The 15619-nt window shown below is 69.8% G+C and carries 15 protein-coding genes; 9 read left to right on the forward strand and 6 right to left on the reverse strand.

What is annotated here, in order from left to right; genetic code table 11:
* Positions 1–95 precede the first annotated feature (95 nt).
* Positions 96–1196, reverse strand: coding sequence for a heat-inducible transcriptional repressor HrcA (gene hrcA / locus D9R14_RS21545; RefSeq protein WP_245420929.1), 1101 nt, complete (start codon positions 1194–1196; stop codon positions 96–98).
* Between the two features lie 176 nt (positions 1197–1372).
* Between hrcA and rph the strand changes: the two genes are divergently transcribed.
* From rph to hemW, 3 genes are all read left to right on the forward strand, one after another.
* A complete protein-coding gene (rph, locus tag D9R14_RS21550) occupies positions 1373–2086 on the forward strand; it encodes a ribonuclease PH (protein ID WP_121625523.1) in 714 nt (237 codons plus the stop codon).
* A complete protein-coding gene (gene rdgB, locus D9R14_RS21555) occupies positions 2086–2718 on the forward strand; it encodes an RdgB/HAM1 family non-canonical purine NTP pyrophosphatase (protein ID WP_121625525.1) in 633 nt (210 codons plus the stop codon). The genes rph and rdgB overlap by 1 nt, the downstream gene beginning before the upstream one ends.
* A 214-nt stretch (positions 2719–2932) precedes the next feature.
* Positions 2933–4123 carry a radical SAM family heme chaperone HemW gene (gene hemW / locus D9R14_RS21560; RefSeq protein WP_121625527.1) on the forward strand — a complete coding sequence of 397 codons (1191 nt, stop codon included), beginning with the start codon at positions 2933–2935 and terminating at the stop codon, positions 4121–4123.
* 63 nt (positions 4124–4186) lie between these two features.
* Here the strand turns inward: hemW and D9R14_RS21565 are convergent, their stop codons facing one another.
* Complete coding sequence (locus D9R14_RS21565) at positions 4187–4456, reverse strand: hypothetical protein (RefSeq protein WP_121625529.1); 270 nt, start codon at positions 4454–4456, stop codon at positions 4187–4189.
* 225 nt (positions 4457–4681) lie between these two features.
* Between D9R14_RS21565 and D9R14_RS21570 the strand changes: the two genes are divergently transcribed.
* Positions 4682–6382: an NAD+ synthase gene (locus D9R14_RS21570; protein ID WP_121625531.1), complete on the forward strand. Its 1701-nt coding sequence runs from the start codon at positions 4682–4684 to the stop codon at positions 6380–6382.
* 8 nt (positions 6383–6390) lie between these two features.
* Here the strand turns inward: D9R14_RS21570 and D9R14_RS21575 are convergent, their stop codons facing one another.
* Entirely contained in the window at positions 6391–7350 is a 960-nt protein-coding gene (locus tag D9R14_RS21575) for a diacylglycerol/lipid kinase family protein (protein WP_121625533.1), read from the reverse strand.
* 123 nt (positions 7351–7473) lie between these two features.
* Here D9R14_RS21575 and D9R14_RS21580 point away from each other — a divergent pair, with 123 nt between their 5' ends.
* The 5 genes from D9R14_RS21580 (at position 7474) to D9R14_RS21595 (ending at position 10655) form a co-directional block, all read left to right on the forward strand.
* Positions 7474–7872, forward strand: coding sequence for a hypothetical protein (locus D9R14_RS21580; protein ID WP_121625535.1), 399 nt, complete (start codon positions 7474–7476; stop codon positions 7870–7872).
* An 81-nt stretch (positions 7873–7953) separates the two neighbouring features.
* On the forward strand, positions 7954–8274 hold the full coding sequence (locus D9R14_RS21585; RefSeq protein WP_121625537.1) for a hypothetical protein: 321 nt from the start codon (positions 7954–7956) through the stop codon (positions 8272–8274).
* Between the two features lie 148 nt (positions 8275–8422).
* Positions 8423–9628 carry a GGDEF domain-containing protein gene (locus tag D9R14_RS21590; RefSeq protein ID WP_121625539.1) on the forward strand — a complete coding sequence of 402 codons (1206 nt, stop codon included), beginning with the start codon at positions 8423–8425 and terminating at the stop codon, positions 9626–9628.
* A gap of 255 nt (positions 9629–9883) precedes the next feature.
* Positions 9884–10093, forward strand: coding sequence for a hypothetical protein (locus D9R14_RS22980; RefSeq protein ID WP_147453081.1), 210 nt, complete (start codon positions 9884–9886; stop codon positions 10091–10093).
* Positions 10094–10139: 46 nt separating this feature from the next.
* A complete protein-coding gene (locus D9R14_RS21595) occupies positions 10140–10655 on the forward strand; it encodes a YcgN family cysteine cluster protein (protein WP_121625541.1) in 516 nt (171 codons plus the stop codon).
* A 65-nt stretch (positions 10656–10720) separates the two neighbouring features.
* Here the strand turns inward: D9R14_RS21595 and rpsA are convergent, their stop codons facing one another.
* The 3 genes from rpsA to D9R14_RS21610 all read right to left on the reverse strand — a co-directional run bounded on the left by rpsA (position 10721) and on the right by D9R14_RS21610 (position 15137).
* Positions 10721–12424, reverse strand: coding sequence for a 30S ribosomal protein S1 (rpsA, locus tag D9R14_RS21600; protein ID WP_121625543.1), 1704 nt, complete (start codon positions 12422–12424; stop codon positions 10721–10723).
* 350 nt (positions 12425–12774) lie between these two features.
* Positions 12775–14205, reverse strand: a complete 1431-nt coding sequence (locus D9R14_RS21605; protein WP_342634803.1) for a M48 family metalloprotease — start codon at positions 14203–14205, stop codon at positions 12775–12777.
* Between the two features lie 155 nt (positions 14206–14360).
* A complete protein-coding gene (locus D9R14_RS21610; RefSeq protein ID WP_147453082.1) occupies positions 14361–15137 on the reverse strand; it encodes a hypothetical protein in 777 nt (258 codons plus the stop codon).
* Between the last annotated feature and the right edge of the window lie 482 nt (positions 15138–15619).

Here is a 15619-nt window from a genome sequence, read left to right on the forward strand (position 1 = left end):
GCAGGGCGGAATGGTCCCCGCGCATATCGGAGGGTGGGGCCGAAAAATCAAGAGTTCGCGACTGGAAGGCCCCGCATTCCCCGCCTCAATTGGCCTCACGCGGCATCGGCACCCGGCGCGCCCAGAACGCGGCTCACCAGGCGGGCGGTGAAGTCCACCATGGGGATGATGCGCCCGTAGTTGAGGCGGGTCGGGCCGATCACGCCCAGCACGCCCAGCACCCGCCCCTGGCCGTCGCGATAGGGGGCGACGATGGTGGAGGAGCCGGAGAGCGAGAACAGGCGGTTCTCGGAGCCGATGAAGATGCGCAGCGCCTGCGCCTCCTCGGCGCGGCCGAGCAGGTCCACCACGTCGCGCTTCTGCTCCAGGTCGTCGAACAGCAGGCGGATGCGCTCCAGGTCCTCCAGCGCGCGCAGGTCCTCCAGGAGCTTGGCCTGCCCGCGCACGATCAGGCGCCGCTCGGAGGGCGCGTCGCCGGACCAGGTGGCGAGCCCCGCCTCCACCACGCGGGCGGTGAGGCCGTCGAGGTCGCGCCGCAGTTCCGAGAGCAGGTTCTCCATCTCGGTGCGCGCCTCGGCGAGCGTGCGGCCGCGGATGCGGGCGCTCAGGAAATTGGTCGCCTCGGTGAGGGCGGAGGCGGGCAGGCCGGCGGGCAGCGGCAGCACGCGGTTCTCCACCTGCCCGTCCTCGGAGACGAGGATCACCAGCGCCCGGACGGGATCGAGCGGCACGAACTCCACATGCTTCAGGCGCGGGTCGGTCTTCAGCGCGGTGACGACGCCGGCGCCGCGCGAGAGGCCGGAGAGCAGCGCCGAGGCTTCCTGCAGCACGCCCTCAACGGTCGTGCCCTTGGCGGCGGCCATCACCTGGGTCTCGATATTGGTGCGGTCGCGCTCGTTGACGTCGCCGATCTCCAGCATGGCGTCGACGAAGAAGCGCAGGCCCCGCTCGGTCGGCAGGCGCCCAGCGCTGGTGTGGGGTGCGAAGATGAGGCCCGCCGCCTCCAGGTCCGCCATCACGTTGCGCACCGAGGCCGGCGACAGCGTCATGGGGATCAGGCGCGAGATGTTGCGCGAGCCGACCGGCTCGCCGGTGGCGAGATAGCTTTCGACGATCTGGCGGAAGATTTCGCGCGCACGCTCGTCGATCTGCGCCAGCGCGCCGGTGGACAAAGACAGAAGCGGGTCGAGCGCCACGGTGTGCCTCGCATGCCAAACGCGGTTCGGGTACGCCGGAAGGCGGCCGCGAGCCTCTAATGTGTCCATGGACCGCGCTGGGTTCAAGCGGCCCGGCGGCACGCCCCTTGCTGGCGTCACCGCCCACCCCTACAAAGGCGCCCCGGATCGAGAACACCCCAAAGGAACAGTTCCCCATGCGTCCCAGCAAACGCGCCCCCGACGAGCTGCGCGCCGTCTCCTTCGAGCGGGGCGTCATGCGCCATGCGGAAGGCTCCTGCCTCGTCAAGTTCGGCGACACCCACGTGCTGGTGGCGGCGACGCTGGAGGAGCGCCTGCCGCCGTGGCTGAAGGGCCAGGGGCGCGGCTGGGTGACGGCGGAATATTCCATGCTGCCGCGCGCCACCCACGACCGCACACGGCGCGAGAGCACGACCGGCCGGCCTTCCGGCCGCACCCAGGAGATCCAGCGCCTGATCGGCCGCTCCCTGCGCTCCGTGACCGATCTCGTCGGCCTGGGCGAGAAGCAGATCACCATCGACTGCGACGTGCTGCAGGCGGACGGCGGCACCCGCACCGCCGCCATCACCGGCGCCTGGATCGCGCTCTATGACTGCCTCGCCTGGATGCGCGCGCGCTCCATGGTGAAGGAAATCCCGCTCAAGACCCACGTGGCCGCGGTCTCCTGCGGCATCTATAACGGCACGCCGGTGCTGGACCTCGACTATGCCGAGGATTCCGTCGCCGAGACCGACGCCAACTTCGTCATGACGGGCGATGGCGGCATCGTCGAGATCCAGGGCACCGCCGAGAAGACCCCGTTCTCGCAGGACGAGCTGCTCGCCCTGCTCGCCCTCGCGCGCGGCGGCGTGGAGCGCCTGGTGGCGCTGCAGAAGGCGGCCGTGGCCTGATGGGCCGGCGCCTGTCCGGCCGCCTCGTGGTGGCGACGCACAATCCCGGCAAGCTCACCGAGATGCGCATGCTGCTGGCCCCGCACGGCGTGGAGGCGGTGTCCGCCGCCGAACTCGGCCTCGCCGAGCCCGAGGAGACCGAGACGACCTTCGCCGGCAATGCCCGCCTCAAGGCGGTGGCGGCGGCAAAGGCCTCGGGCTTTCCGGCCTTCGCGGACGATTCCGGGCTGGTGATCGATGCGCTGGGCGGCGCGCCCGGCATCCACTCCGCGCGCTGGGCGGGGCCGGAGCGCGACTTCGAGATGGCCATGGAGAAGGTCGAGGAGGAACTGCGCAAGGCCGGCGCCCGCGCGCCCGAGCGGCGCACCGCGCGCTTCGTCTCGGCGCTCTGCCTCGCCTGGCCGGACGGGCACCTGGAGGAATTCGAGGGCACGGTGGAGGGCACCCTGGTGTGGCCGCCGCGCGGGGCGAAGGGGTTCGGCTACGACCCCATCTTCCGGCCCGAGGACCATGACAAGACCTTCGCCGAGATGACCGCTGACGAGAAGCATGCCATGCCGCCCAAGGGCTTCGGCCTCTCGCACCGCGCGCGGGCGTTCCTGAAGCTGTCGCGGGCGTGTTTGGAGGGGTGAGCGCCTTGTCTCCCGGACGCATGGAGCGCCAGCGGAATGCGAGCCGGGACCCATCGCCAGACTCCTGCGCAGCAGGCCATGTGCGTGATGGTCGGATCAGGAAGCGCCTTCGGCGGACTTTTGCGCGGGGTCCCGGCTCTCCTTCCACTGCGCTGCGCTGCGTTGCAGTCGGCCGGGACGCGGGCGCGGAGCGCGGACGTCGGATTGTGAAGGCATGAACATCGCAAGCGACGCACTTTCCGGCCCCGTGGCCGCCGCCGCCCCAGAAGGCGGCTTCGGGGTCTATGTGCATTGGCCGTTCTGCCTCGCCAAATGCCCCTATTGCGACTTCAACAGCCATGTGCGGCATGCCCCGCCGGACCAGGAGCGGTTCCTCCACGCTTTCCGGCGCGAGATCGCTTACATGCGCGCGCTGTCCGGGCCGCAGCGGGCGCAGAGCGTGTTCTTCGGCGGCGGCACGCCCTCGCTGATGGCGCCGCGGACCGTGGGCGGCATCCTCGACGCCATCAACGACGCCTGGCCGCTCGCCGGCGATGCCGAGGTGACGCTGGAGGCCAACCCCACCTCGGTGGAGGCGACGCGCTTTGCCGGCTACCGCGCCGCCGGCGTCAACCGGGTCTCGCTCGGCGTCCAGGCGCTGGACGACGGCGACCTGAAGGGCCTCGGCCGCATGCATTCGGTGGCCGAGGCGCTCGCCGCCGTGGCGGTGGCGCGCGCGGCGTTCGATCGCGTCTCGTTCGACCTCATCTATGCCCGGCCGGGCCAGACGCCGCAGGCCTGGGCCGCCGAGCTGAAGCGCGCGCTCGCCGAGGGCTGCGAGCACCTCTCGCTCTACCAGCTCACCATCGAGCCGGAGACGCCGTTCGCGCGGCTCTACGGCGCCGGCAAGCTGATCCTGCCCGACGACGAGGCCTCCCGTGCCTTGTGGGACGTGACGCAGGACGTCACCGCCGCCGCCGGGCTGCCGGCCTACGAGATTTCCAACCATGCGCGGCCGGGCGCCGAGGCGCGGCATAACCTCGTCTACTGGCGCTACGGCACCTATGCCGGCATCGGCCCCGGCGCCCACGGCCGGCTCATGGTGGACGGCGTGCGCCGCGCGACCTTCACCGAGCGCGCGCCGGAGGGCTGGCTTTCCCGCGTGGAGGCGGCGGGACACGGCCTCATCGAGGACACCGCGCTCGCCGACGCCGAGCAGGCGGACGAGATGCTGCTCATGGGCCTGCGCCTCAAGGAGGGCGTCGATCTCGCCCGCCATGCGCGTCTCGGCGGCCGCCCGCTCGATGGCGCCCGCATCGCCGCGCTGGAGGCGGACGGCCTGGTGGCGCGCAGCGGCGAGCGGCTGCGGGCGACGCCGGACGGCTTCCCGGTGCTCAATGCGGTGATCGCGGCACTGGCCGGCTGAGCGCCGGGCTCGGGGGCCCGGCGCTCGCGTGGACAAGCCCCTTCAGTCTGTGCCGGTCAATCCTCAGGAGCAGGTCCAATAGTGCTTGTCGCCCACGTCGCACCACGAATAGCGGCCGACGATGCTGTCCACGGAATATCTGCCGCCGACGGGAATGCGTCCGGTCATGGCGGCATACCCGCCATTCTGGAAGAACTTGACGATGACCGCGCCGCGGCAGCCATTGTAGAAATAGGGATAGCGGCCGGGGTCCTTGCCCGTGGTGACACAGGCACTGGCGGAGGCGATCTGGGCCAGCAGCGCAAGCGCCGCGATCATCAGCATGCGAATCATCGTCGTTTCTCCGGGGTTTGCCCGCGTGTCGCGGATCGTCCGGCACGCTCCGCCATTGCGGTCCGACCCGCTTCACCCAATTGGGTGCACCCGTCGCCTTTTTTGCGCAGGTGACGCCGGTTCGAGCCGGTCCCGGGTCTCTTGACGGGGCGTGCGCGCGCGGATGACCGCTGATCGCGATCTCCCCCTTTTCGCCGGGCCGCACGGGGGCTACATCCGAAAGCCATGAGCAGCACCGACACCCAGCCTTCCATCACCGCCAGCGCCCCGCCCGACGAACTCCTGATCGCGGTGGCGCAGATCAATCCCACCGTCGGCGACGTGGGGGGCAACCTCGCGCTCGCCCGCAAGGCGCGCGACACGGCGCGGCTCGAAGGCGCCGACCTTCTGGTGTTCTCGGAGCTGTCCATCTCCGGCTATCCGCCCGAGGATCTGGTGCTTAAGCCGGCCTTCCAGGCGGCCTGCCGCAGGGCGGTGGAGGAACTGGCGGCCGAGACAGTGGACGGTCCGGCGTTGCTGGTGGGCGCGCCGTGGATGGAGGCGGGCAAGCTCCACAATTCGGTGCTGCTGCTGGACGGCGGGCGGGTGGCCGCGGTGCGTCACAAGGTGGATCTGCCCAATTACGGCGTGTTCGACGAGAAGCGTGTGTTCACGCCCGGCCCGATGCCCGGCCCGATCCCGTTCCGCGGCATCCGCCTCGGCGTGCCGGTGTGCGAGGACATCTGGGGGCCGGACGTGGTGGAGTGCCTCGCCGAGACCGGGGCGGAGATGCTCATCGTCCCCAACGGCTCGCCCTATCGCCGCTCGGTCTATGAGGAGCGCGAGAACGCGGCGGTGGCCCGCGTGGTGGAGAGCGGCCTGCCGCTGCTCTACGTCAACCAGGTGGGCGGCCAGGACGAACTGGTGTTCGACGGCGCCTCGTTCGCGCTCAACGCCGACCGCTCGCTCGCCATGCAACTGCCGAGCTTCCAGGAGCGCGTGCGCGTCACCAAGTGGGAGCGCCTCGCCAACGGCTGGAAGATGACCGAGGCGCCGCTCGCCGACCGCACCGAGGGCGACCAGGCGGACTATGCCGCCTGCGTGCTCGGCCTCAAAGATTATGTGGAGAAGAACCGCTTTCCCGGTGTGGTGCTCGGCCTGTCCGGCGGCATCGACAGCGCGCTGTGCGCGGCGATGGCGGTGGATGCGCTCGGACCCGAGCGGGTCCACTGCATCATGCTGCCCTATCGCTACACCTCGGACGAGAGCCTGTCCGATGCCGCCGCCGTCGCCCGGCGCCTCGGCGTGCGCTACGACACGGTGCCGATCGCCGGCGGGGTGGAGGGCATTGAGGCGGCGCTCGCCCCCCTGTTCGCCGGCCGCGCAAAGGACGTGACCGAGGAGAACCTCCAGTCGCGGGTGCGCGGCACGGTGCTCATGTCGGTGTCGAACAAGTTCGGCGCCATGGTGGTGACCACGGGCAACAAGTCGGAGATGTCCACCGGCTACGCCACGCTCTATGGCGACATGAACGGCGGCTACAACCCGATCAAGGATCTCTACAAGACCGAGGTGTTCCGCCTCTCGCGCCTGAGGAACCTCTGGAAGCCTGTGTTCGCCAAGGGGCCGGCGGGCGAGGTGATCCCCGACCGCCTGATCGACAAGCCGCCCACCGCCGAATTGCGCGAGAACCAGAAGGACGAGGATTCGCTGCCCGCTTATGCCGTGCTCGACGCCATCCTGGGGCGGCTGGTGGAGGGCGAGGCCTCGGTGGCGGAGCTGATCGCGGAGGGCTTCGAGCCCGAGGTGGTGAAGCGGGTGGAGCGCCTGCTCAACATCGCCGAATACAAGCGCCGCCAGGCGGCGCCGGGGGTGAAGGTCACGGCCCGCAATTTCGGCCGCGACCGCCGCTATCCCATCACCAACCGCTTCCGCGACCAGGGCTGAGCACGCGCTCAGCCGAGGCCGGCGCGCGGCGGCTCGTGAAGGGTCTCGGCGTCCGGCGCACCGATGTCCGCGCGCACCCGCAGCCCTTCCGGCGGGACCAGCAGCATGAGCGCCTTGGGGGAGATGGCATAGCGCAGGGGCAGGTTCTCGCGCGTCACCTCGCCGTCGGTCGCGACCCAGGTGCGCCGGCGCCGGGCGTGGATGGTGAGCCGCTCGGCGGTGAAGGTGTGGATGCCGGGGTTGTCGCGCCACGAGCCCACCAGCACGTCGGCGCTGGCCTTGATCTTGGCGAGGGCGCCGCGGTCCTCCGCCACCAGCACCTCCAGGTGGCCGCCGTCGAGGCGGGAGCGGTGCAGGCCCTGGGCGTCGAAGGCGTTCACCGTCACCAATGCGGCATAGGCCTCGATCGGCTCGCGCTGGCCCGCGATCTCGATCTCCAGCGAGATCCGGCCCGAGCGCACCAGCGCCCGCACGAGCGCGATGAGCCAGCCGAGCATACGCCCGCGCTTCTTGCGCAGTTGCTCGCGCGCCAGCGCCATCTGACTGAAGAAGCCGAGACCCGAGACGCCGTGGAACGGACGCCCGTTGACGGTCCCGAGGTCCACCCGCATGGGCTCGGCCTTGCTGAGCGCTGCGAGCGCGCCAGGCAGGTCGCGCGGCAGGCCGATGTCGTGGGCGAGCAGGTTCATGGTGCCGAGCGGCAGCACGCCGAGGGCGATGTCGGTGCCGGCGAGCACCGACGCGGCATAGGAGACGGTGCCGTCGCCCGCGCCCACCACCAGCGTGTCGTAGCCGCCATGGGGCGCCGCATCGATGGCCCGGACCATTTCCTCGCCGGAGGCGACCATGACCTCCACGTCCATGTCGGCGCGGGTGAGCGCCTTGTCCACCTCGTCGCGCACCTGCTCGGCGCCGAGATCGCGCATCGTTCCCGCCTGGGCATTGAGAACCACCAGCATCCGCCGCATTGTGTGGGCCTCCGGCGCCCGGTGCACTCGACAGGAGAAAGCAATCTCCAGATGGCGTAGAACAATAATGCGACGCTTCGGTTCCGGGGCGGAAATCACGAAAGGGAAGGGGCAGGGCAGACCATGACGGACGGTACGCGAGGCAAGACCGCCACCATCCTGCGGCTGCGCGCTGGCCTGCTGCTGCTGGTGGCGTCGGTGGTGCTGTGCGGGGCAGGGGGGCACTTCCTGGCGCGGCAGCTGGGGCTGGGGCTCGGCTGGTCGATCCTGGTGGCGCTTGCCATCTGGGTGGCGGCGGGCATGGCCCTCGCCCGGCTCGGGCCGAAGGTCTATTTCGCCATCTGCGCGGCGGTGACGGCCTTTCTGGGCTACCTGGTCTACGATTTCTCGCGCTCGGCCCTCGATTGGCCCGGCGCGGTGAGCCTCGGCCTCGCTCTGCTGGCGATCGCCCTCATGGCGTTCACCTTCTACGATTTCCGCCGGCTGAAGAACGAGATCAGGCTCTGGGCCTATCGCCGATAGGCCTGGGGCGAGCGGCGGCTTGCGCGCGGAGCGCGGGCGGCGAGGATGGTCGGCGCGGCGTGCCGCCGCCGGGAGCCCGCCATGCCGGACATTATCGCCGCCTTTTCCTCCCTTGACCCGCTGGTGGCGGCGGGCGTCGTGCTCGCCACCACCCTGACCGACGCGGCCTATGTGATGTTCACCGCCTCGGTGGCCGGCAAGCGCCGGCTCCAGGCCGCGAACTGGAGCAGCATCTGGTACATGCTCTCTTCGTTCGCCGTCATCAGCTACACCGCCAATTGGGTGTACGTGGTGTTCGCAGCCGTAGGTTCCTGGCTGGGCGCGTATGCCACCATGACGTTTCTGCACCATCGTACCCCTCGTCCCCCGCTCTCACCGCCGCCAGGTGTGCCGCCGGGCTGAAAGTTCAGAGCCGGGCTTGACCGCGGACGAGGTATGCCATTCCAGTGCATTCCTCCGGTTCGGCACCGAAAGGGCGGCGGCTTGCGCCGCCGGCTCGGGGGCCGCCGAACCCAGTTCAGTACACCGGCCGTTCGCCGGCGGAGGGGTGATGTCGGAAGGCGGCATCTATCTTTACACGGGGCCGGCGTTCGCCCTGATCGTCGCGGCGACCTTCTTCGGCGCTTGGCTCTACCAACGCCAGCGCGGCTACGTGCTGCTGTTCGCCTTGGCCTTCCTCGCCTTCGCCCTCGGCTCGCTCTCCCAGATGTTGCTCATCCCGCGCGACTACGGGAGCAACACGATGATCTCATCCATCCTCTACACCTTCGCCATCCTCTGCCTGGTGGAGGGGGTGATGCTGCGCCGGGGTGTCCAAGGGGTGGATGTGGTGCTCGTCGGCCTCGCCGGTGGGATCATCGTCCTGCTCTATTATTTCTACTATGTCGACAGGGACTTGGTGACGCGCATCTATATCGGGAATTTCGGATATGGATTGATGGTTGTCTACGCGTCGCTCCGGCTCGTGCGCCTGTCCAATCGCAAGATCATGGACCGGGTCATCCTTGTTATACTTCTGCTGTTCGGGCTCCACTTCTTCCCGCGTACGCTCCTCACGATGGGGGCTTCCGACGCCATCCGGGACTACGTTCGGAACTGGCCCGAGGGCGATATGCAGGGGTTGAGCATGAAGTTCCGCACCTCGCCGTTCTGGCAGGTGCTCAACTTCTCGCTGCTCATCAGCGCCTTCCTGATGGCCATGACGCTGCTCGCCGCGGTGGCGATGGACGTGATCGAGGACATCAGCCGGGAGGGGGGCATCGACGCGCTTACGGGGCTCGCCAACCGGCGCGGGTTTCATCGCCGGGCGCGGAGCATCAGGCCCACCGGGCCGTTCGCGCCGATCAGCGTGGTCTATTGCGACATCGACCGGTTCAAGGCGATCAACGACACGTACGGCCACCCCGTGGGCGACCGGGTGCTCCAGAAGTTCGCACGGCTGGTGGAGCAGGAGGTGCGCGGCGACGACGTGGTGGCGCGCTTCGGCGGCGAGGAGTTCGTGATGCTGCTGATGCGCGCCAATCGCGCCGGCGCCGCGGGTCTTGCCGAGCGGCTGCGGGCCGAGACCGAGCTGACGAACTTTCCCGGATTGCCGCCGGGCGCGACGGTCACCGCCAGCTTCGGCATCGCCGAATGGCGGCCGGACGAGGAACTGACCGAGGCCATGTACCGTGCCGACCGCATGGTCTATGTGGCGAAGCGCGCGGGCCGCAACCGCGTGGCCGCCGATGAGATTCGCGCGGCTGGCGCCGATTGATCGAGATCAAGGCGGCCGCGCCGCCGCGCTGGCTAGGCTCGCCCCCAAAATTGGGGGAGGTAGCCGTGCCGTCACAGACATTCGCCGTGATCGCCGCCGTTGTCGCCGCGTTTGGCGGCTTCGCCGTCGTGCTCGCCTGGGCGGACTACTACGCGACGCCGAAGCGCTAGATTCCCGGACACCATATCCGCTCCCGCGGGACAGGCCGTCGCACGCCATCCGTGTTCCGAGCTATGGCCGTGCGGAACATCCACGTTGAAGGCGCACGCCACGGCTGTTTCACCGCCGATCGCGCCGCTCGGCCTGCGCCGCCGCCATCGGCCGGTGCCGTCTTCTCGACGTGATCCGCCTGCCGACGGCGCGAGCCAAGCCAACACCTGGAGCCAGAGCAAGCCCGCGCCCGGCCGGCAGACCGGCGGCATCGGTGCGCGCCGCAATGCGGGCGGCCAGGCCCGTGGCCTCTGAGGTGTCGCTGAGTTAGGAATAGGCCGGGGCCGAACCGGGAGTGAGGATGGCCGAGGAGCCTTTCTGGCGCGTCAAGCCGCTTGCCGCCATGAGCGCCGCGGAGTGGGAGAGCCTGTGCGACGGGTGCGGGCGCTGCTGCCTTGTGAAGCTCGAGGACGAGGATACCGGCCAGATCGCCTATACCGACGTCGCCTGCCGCCTGTTCGATGCCGGAACCTGCCGCTGCGCCGACTATGAGAACCGCTCGGCGCAGGTGCCCGATTGCGTGCGCCTCACGCCGGACGCCGTGGCGAGCCTGGCCTGGCTGCCGCCCACCTGCGGCTATCGCCTGGTGTCGGAAGGCAAGGACCTGCCGTTCTGGCATCCCCTGGTCTCGGGCGACCGCGGAACCGTGGCGGCGGCGGGCATCTCGGTGGCGGGGCGCGTGGCGGGCAGCGAGGAGGCCTTCGGCCTGTTCGAGCTGGTCGACCACATCGTCGCCTGGCCGGTGCGCTGGCCCAAGGGAGCAAAAGGCGCTGCCAAGGGGCGAGCGCGCGCACCCAAGGCCCGGTGCGCGGAATGAAAAAGGGCCGGCGCGAACGCCGGCCCTTCGTCTCGAAGCCTTGGAACTGAAAGCCTAAGACAGGCTCAGTCTTCCTTCTCGGCGCCGGCGCGCTGCTTGAGCGCGGCACCCAGGATGTCGCCGAGCGAAGCGCCCGAATCCTGCGAGCCGTACTGCGCCACGGCCTCCTTCTCCTCGGCGATTTCCATTGCCTTGATGGAGACCTGCACCTTGCGCGCCTTGCGGTCGAACAAGGTGACGCGGGCGTCCAGCTTGTCGCCGACCGAGAAGCGCTCGGGGCGCTGGTCGTTGCGGTCGCGGGCGAGCTCGGAGCGCTTGATGAAGGCGGAAAGGTCGGTGCCGGTGAGCTTCACCTCGATGCCGCCGTCCTTCACGTCCGAGACCTCGCAGGTCACGACCGCGCCCTTCTTCACCTCGCCCGCGTCGGCGAAGGGATCGCCGGCCAGCTGCTTGATGCCGAGGGAGATGCGCTCCTTCTCGACGTCCACGTCGAGCACCACGGCCTTCACCATGTCGCCCTTGCGGTATTCGTCGATCACCTGCTCGCCCGGACGGTTCCAGTCGAGGTCGGAGAGGTGGACCATGCCGTCCACGTCGCCGTCGAGGCCGAGGAACAGGCCGAACTCGGTCTTGTTCTTGACCTCGCCTTCCACCACCGCGCCGGGGGCATACTTCTCGGCGAAGGCCTCCCACGGGTTCTGGAGGGTCTGCTTGAGGCCGAGCGAGATGCGGCGCTTGGCGCTGTCCACTTCCAGCACCTGCACCTCGACCTCCTGGGAGGTGGAGACGATCTTGCCGGGATGGACGTTCTTCTTGGTCCAGCTCATCTCGGAGACGTGGATGAGGCCTTCGATGCCGGGCTCCAGCTCCACGAACGCGCCGTAGTCGGTGATGTTGGTCACGCGGCCCTTGAAGCGGGCGTTGACCGGGTACTTGGCCTCGATGCCCTCCCACGGATCGCCCAGCAGCTGCTTCATGCCGAGCGAGATGCGGTGGGTCTCGTGGTTGATCTTGATGATCTTGACCTTCACCGTCTGGCCGATGTTGAGCACCTCGGTCGGGTGGTTCACGCGGCGCCACGCGATGTCGGTGACGTGCAGCAGGCCGTCGATGCCGCCGAGGTCAACGAACGCGCCGTAGTCGGTGATGTTCTTGACCACGCCCTCGATGGCCTGACCCTCTTCGAGGTTCTGCACCAGCTCGTGGCGCTGCTCGGCGCGGGTCTCTTCCAGCACGGTGCGGCGGGAGACGACGATGTTGCCGCGGCGGCGATCCATCTTGAGGATCTGGAACGGCTGCTGGTTGTGCATCAGCGGGCCGACGTCGCGGATCGGGCGGATGTCCACCTGCGAGCGCGGCAGGAACGCCACGGCGCCGTCGAGGTCGACGGTGAAGCCGCCCTTCACCTGGTTGAAGATCACGCCGAAGACCTTCTCGTTGGCCGTGAAGGCCTTTTCGAGCTTGATCCAGCTCTCCTCGCGGCGCGCCTTGTCGCGCGAGAGGACGGCCTCGCCCATGGCGTTCTCGACGCGCTCGAGATAGACCTCGACCTCGTCGCCCACCTGGATGGTGTTCTCGCGGCCGGGGCCGGCGAACTCGCGCAGCGCGACGCGGCCTTCGGTCTTCAGACCGATGTCGATGATCGCCAGATCCTTCTCGATGGCGACCACGATGCCCTTGACGACCGACCCTTCCTGGGTGTCGGCGCTGCCGAAGCTCTCGTCGAGGAGCGCGGCGAAATCTTCACGGGTGGTTTCTACGGCGGTCATTCAAACTCCGAAATTCGCTGCGCCGGCGTCTGGTGTTGCAAGACCCTGGGCTGCTCGGTTGTCCAGGCGCTTCCTGTTCGGAAAACGGACTGGACGGCCGCCGACGGAGGTCGGCAGGCCGGCGCAAAACGCCGAGCGGCACGGGATGTGATGGGCTGGCCGGGTTCTGCTCAGCGAAAGCCAGGGCGGGCTGCCTCCGACGAACTGGGTCGCGTATCCCGCGTCCCCAGGCCCGCCCGGGCGGCCTCCACCTTTGGGGAGCGCGACCTCGGACGCCGCTCACATAGGGGAAAAGCGGCACGAACGCAAGGGTTGTAGCCGGATCGGGGCGGCAGCGGCAGGCGAATGCCTCACTCCGCGATGATCTTGACCTTCTCGCCGTATTTCAGCTTGGCGCCGGCATCGAGTCCGTTGAGGATCAGGAAGCGCTCCATCGGCCGGTCCGGCACCTGCATGCGGGCGGCAAACGTCTGCGGCCCGTCGCCGAGGCCGACGCCGACCACGCGCACGCGCAGCGGCTTCACCGCGTCCGCCTCGCCCGACGTGACGCGACGGAAGGAATTGGCGGCGGCGCGGAACTGCCGGTCCACCTCCGGCGTCAGCTCGCGCGCGGCGAAGATCAACCGGTAGACGTCCGAGCCGAAGCGGATGGCGAACATGCGGAACGACCACTGGTCGCCGCGGGCGATCGCAGTGGCGGCGGAGAAGCCGTTGATGGTCAGCGTCTCCACCGTGTTGATCTCCACCCCCTCGATCCAGCCGGAGGAGAGGTATTCCGCCAGCGACTGGTTGGCCGTCACCCGCACCGCGTCGAGCCTGAGCGCCTCGCGCCCCGCCTGGGTGGCGCCGAGCACCGCCTGGGAGGTGTTCTCCAGCGAGAAGCCCTCCGGCGCCGAGAACGTGAAGCCGAGCTTAGGGTGGAAGAAGGTGCGGCCGCGGACGAAGCCCTCCTTCGGGTCGTCGCCGTAGATCATGCCATCGATGGCGGCAAGATAGACCGAGCGGTCGCGCTCGCCCGCGCCCGGCTGGGCATATTGGCGCGCATTGGCGATGGCGATGGAGATGCGCTCGGGCGTCGCCGGGTGGGACGACAGGAAGTCCACCTCCGCCGACGCGCCCGGCTTGGCCGCGAGGGCGCCGGCGCGCAGCTCCGCATAGCGGCCCATGTCGGTGAGGAAGCGCGAGGCGCCGTAGGGGTCGAAGCCCGCGCGCGCGGCGATGCCGACGCCGATGGCGTCCGCCTCCAGCTCCTGGCCGCGGGAGAAGGTGGCGAGCGTGCTGCGGCTCTTCTCCAGCGTGAGCGCCCCTACCGCGGGATCGTTCAGCACGTCGGAGACCACCCGGCTCACCAGCACGGTGCGCTCCATCTGGTCCTCGCGGATCACCGCGTGGCGGGCGATCACATGCGCCATCTCGTGGGCGAGGACCGAGGAGAGTTCAGAGGTGTCGTTGGCGAGCGCGAGCAGGCCGCGCGTCACGTAGAGCGAGCCGTTGGAGAGCGCGAAGGCGTTGATGGCGGGCGAATTGAGCACCGTGACGCGGTATTTCAGGTCCGGCCGTTCCGAGGCCGCCACGAGGCGCTCCACGGTCTGCTGGATCAGCGCCTTGAGCTGGGGATCGGCATAGGCGCCCCCATAGGACGCGATGAGCCGCTCGTGCTCGCCGCGCTGGGAGGGCGACATCTCCGCAAACTCGGAGCGGGTCGACGCATCGCCCGTGCCGGGGCTGACGGAGAGGCCCGCCTGGTCGAGGTCGATGCCGGCGCAGCCGGACAGGGCCAAGGCGAATGCGAAGGCTGCGGCCAGCCCGCCGTTCCGCGGGAGGCGACGGGACAGCCGGCCGGGCACATCGGGCGTCAGGCATGCGCGATCGAACGCGCGCGCACCACGTGCCGCGTGCCGGTCCGCCATCGTCCTGCGCCCCGCCGCCAGGCTCTTCACCTTGCCGTGTCCTCCTTCGACTCGGCCGTGGCCGGGCCTTCCAGGATCAATATCTCATGCCTGCTGCGCACGAATATGGCAGGTCCGCCGTCCATCCGCACCACGCCGCGCACCGACACCAGGGTGCCGCGCAACATGGCGGCAACGAGGCCATCCCCCAAGATTGTGGCAAAATCGCCGGCCGGCAGGACGATGGTGAAGTCCTCGCGCCAGCGTGACCCGAAGTTGAGGAACACCTTCTCCCGCGTCGCGCCGGCCGCGCGCACGCGCCCCTCGACCAGGGTGAAGAGGCCGGCGCGCCGGCCGAGCCGGTCGTGGTCGTGCGCCGGCGCGACGGTGTCGGGGTCCGAGAAGATGCCGCGGCGCTTCTGCCGGGCTTGCGCTTCCGCGGCGAGAAGCGCCGCGGCGCAGGCCGGCGCGGCGCCAGGGTCGGCATAGCCTGCGCCGGCAGCAAGCAGGGCCAAGGCAAGGGAAGGGCTGCCACCATCCGCCGGGCTGCCCGGTTCGGGCAGGAGGACCGCATCCCCCGCGAGCCGGCCATGCCGGTCGGCGGACCGGACCGCGGGCACGAGCAGGCGCCCGTCGAGCACCATCTCGGCCGCCGCGCGGGAGCGCGCGAGGAGGCCGGGCTGCGGATCGAGCGCCGTGGGCAGCGCGAGCCCGAGGAGCACAAGGCTGCGGCCGTCGGAGAGCGCGAGCGCGCCGTCGGCGCCCCAGCCCGCCGCGAGCGCGGCCGCAGGCGCGAATGGGCCCGGCGGCGGCGCGGGGGCCATGCCGTGCTCGCATGCCTGCGCCGCCGCGCCGGACGCGAGCGCGGCTGAGAGCAGGGGCAGCAGCCAAAGGCGGCGTCGCATGTCTCCCATCCGGTCGCATTGCCTCGTGGCGTCCGAGAATAAGGCGACCCCGCCCGGCGCAGAAGAGCCGCTCCCGCCCGCAGCCTTCACCTTTCCTGACGCGACATTGCACGCGCGCGACGGGTGCCCCCCGCCAGGCAGGCCCACGCACCGGCCCGCCACACAGACCCGCGGACGAACCCCTTGTAACTTTGGTTCTGCCGGATCGGGTATAGTCCCGGTTGCGGTGGCGGACGGGAGACCGGTACCCCTGAGGGACCCCAAGCCCGTGGGTGAGCAAGGGTCCTCGTCCGCCGTTCCATCGAACCCGAACAGTCGCTTGGGCCGCTCGAAGCGAAGCCCGCTTGCGCAAGGATGGGATCGGATGGACGCTCTCAACATCGGCATCGACGTGGCCAAGG

The organism is Xanthobacter tagetidis (assembly GCF_003667445.1).
In the GTDB taxonomy this organism is placed as follows: Bacteria; Pseudomonadota; Alphaproteobacteria; order Rhizobiales; family Xanthobacteraceae; genus Xanthobacter; species Xanthobacter tagetidis.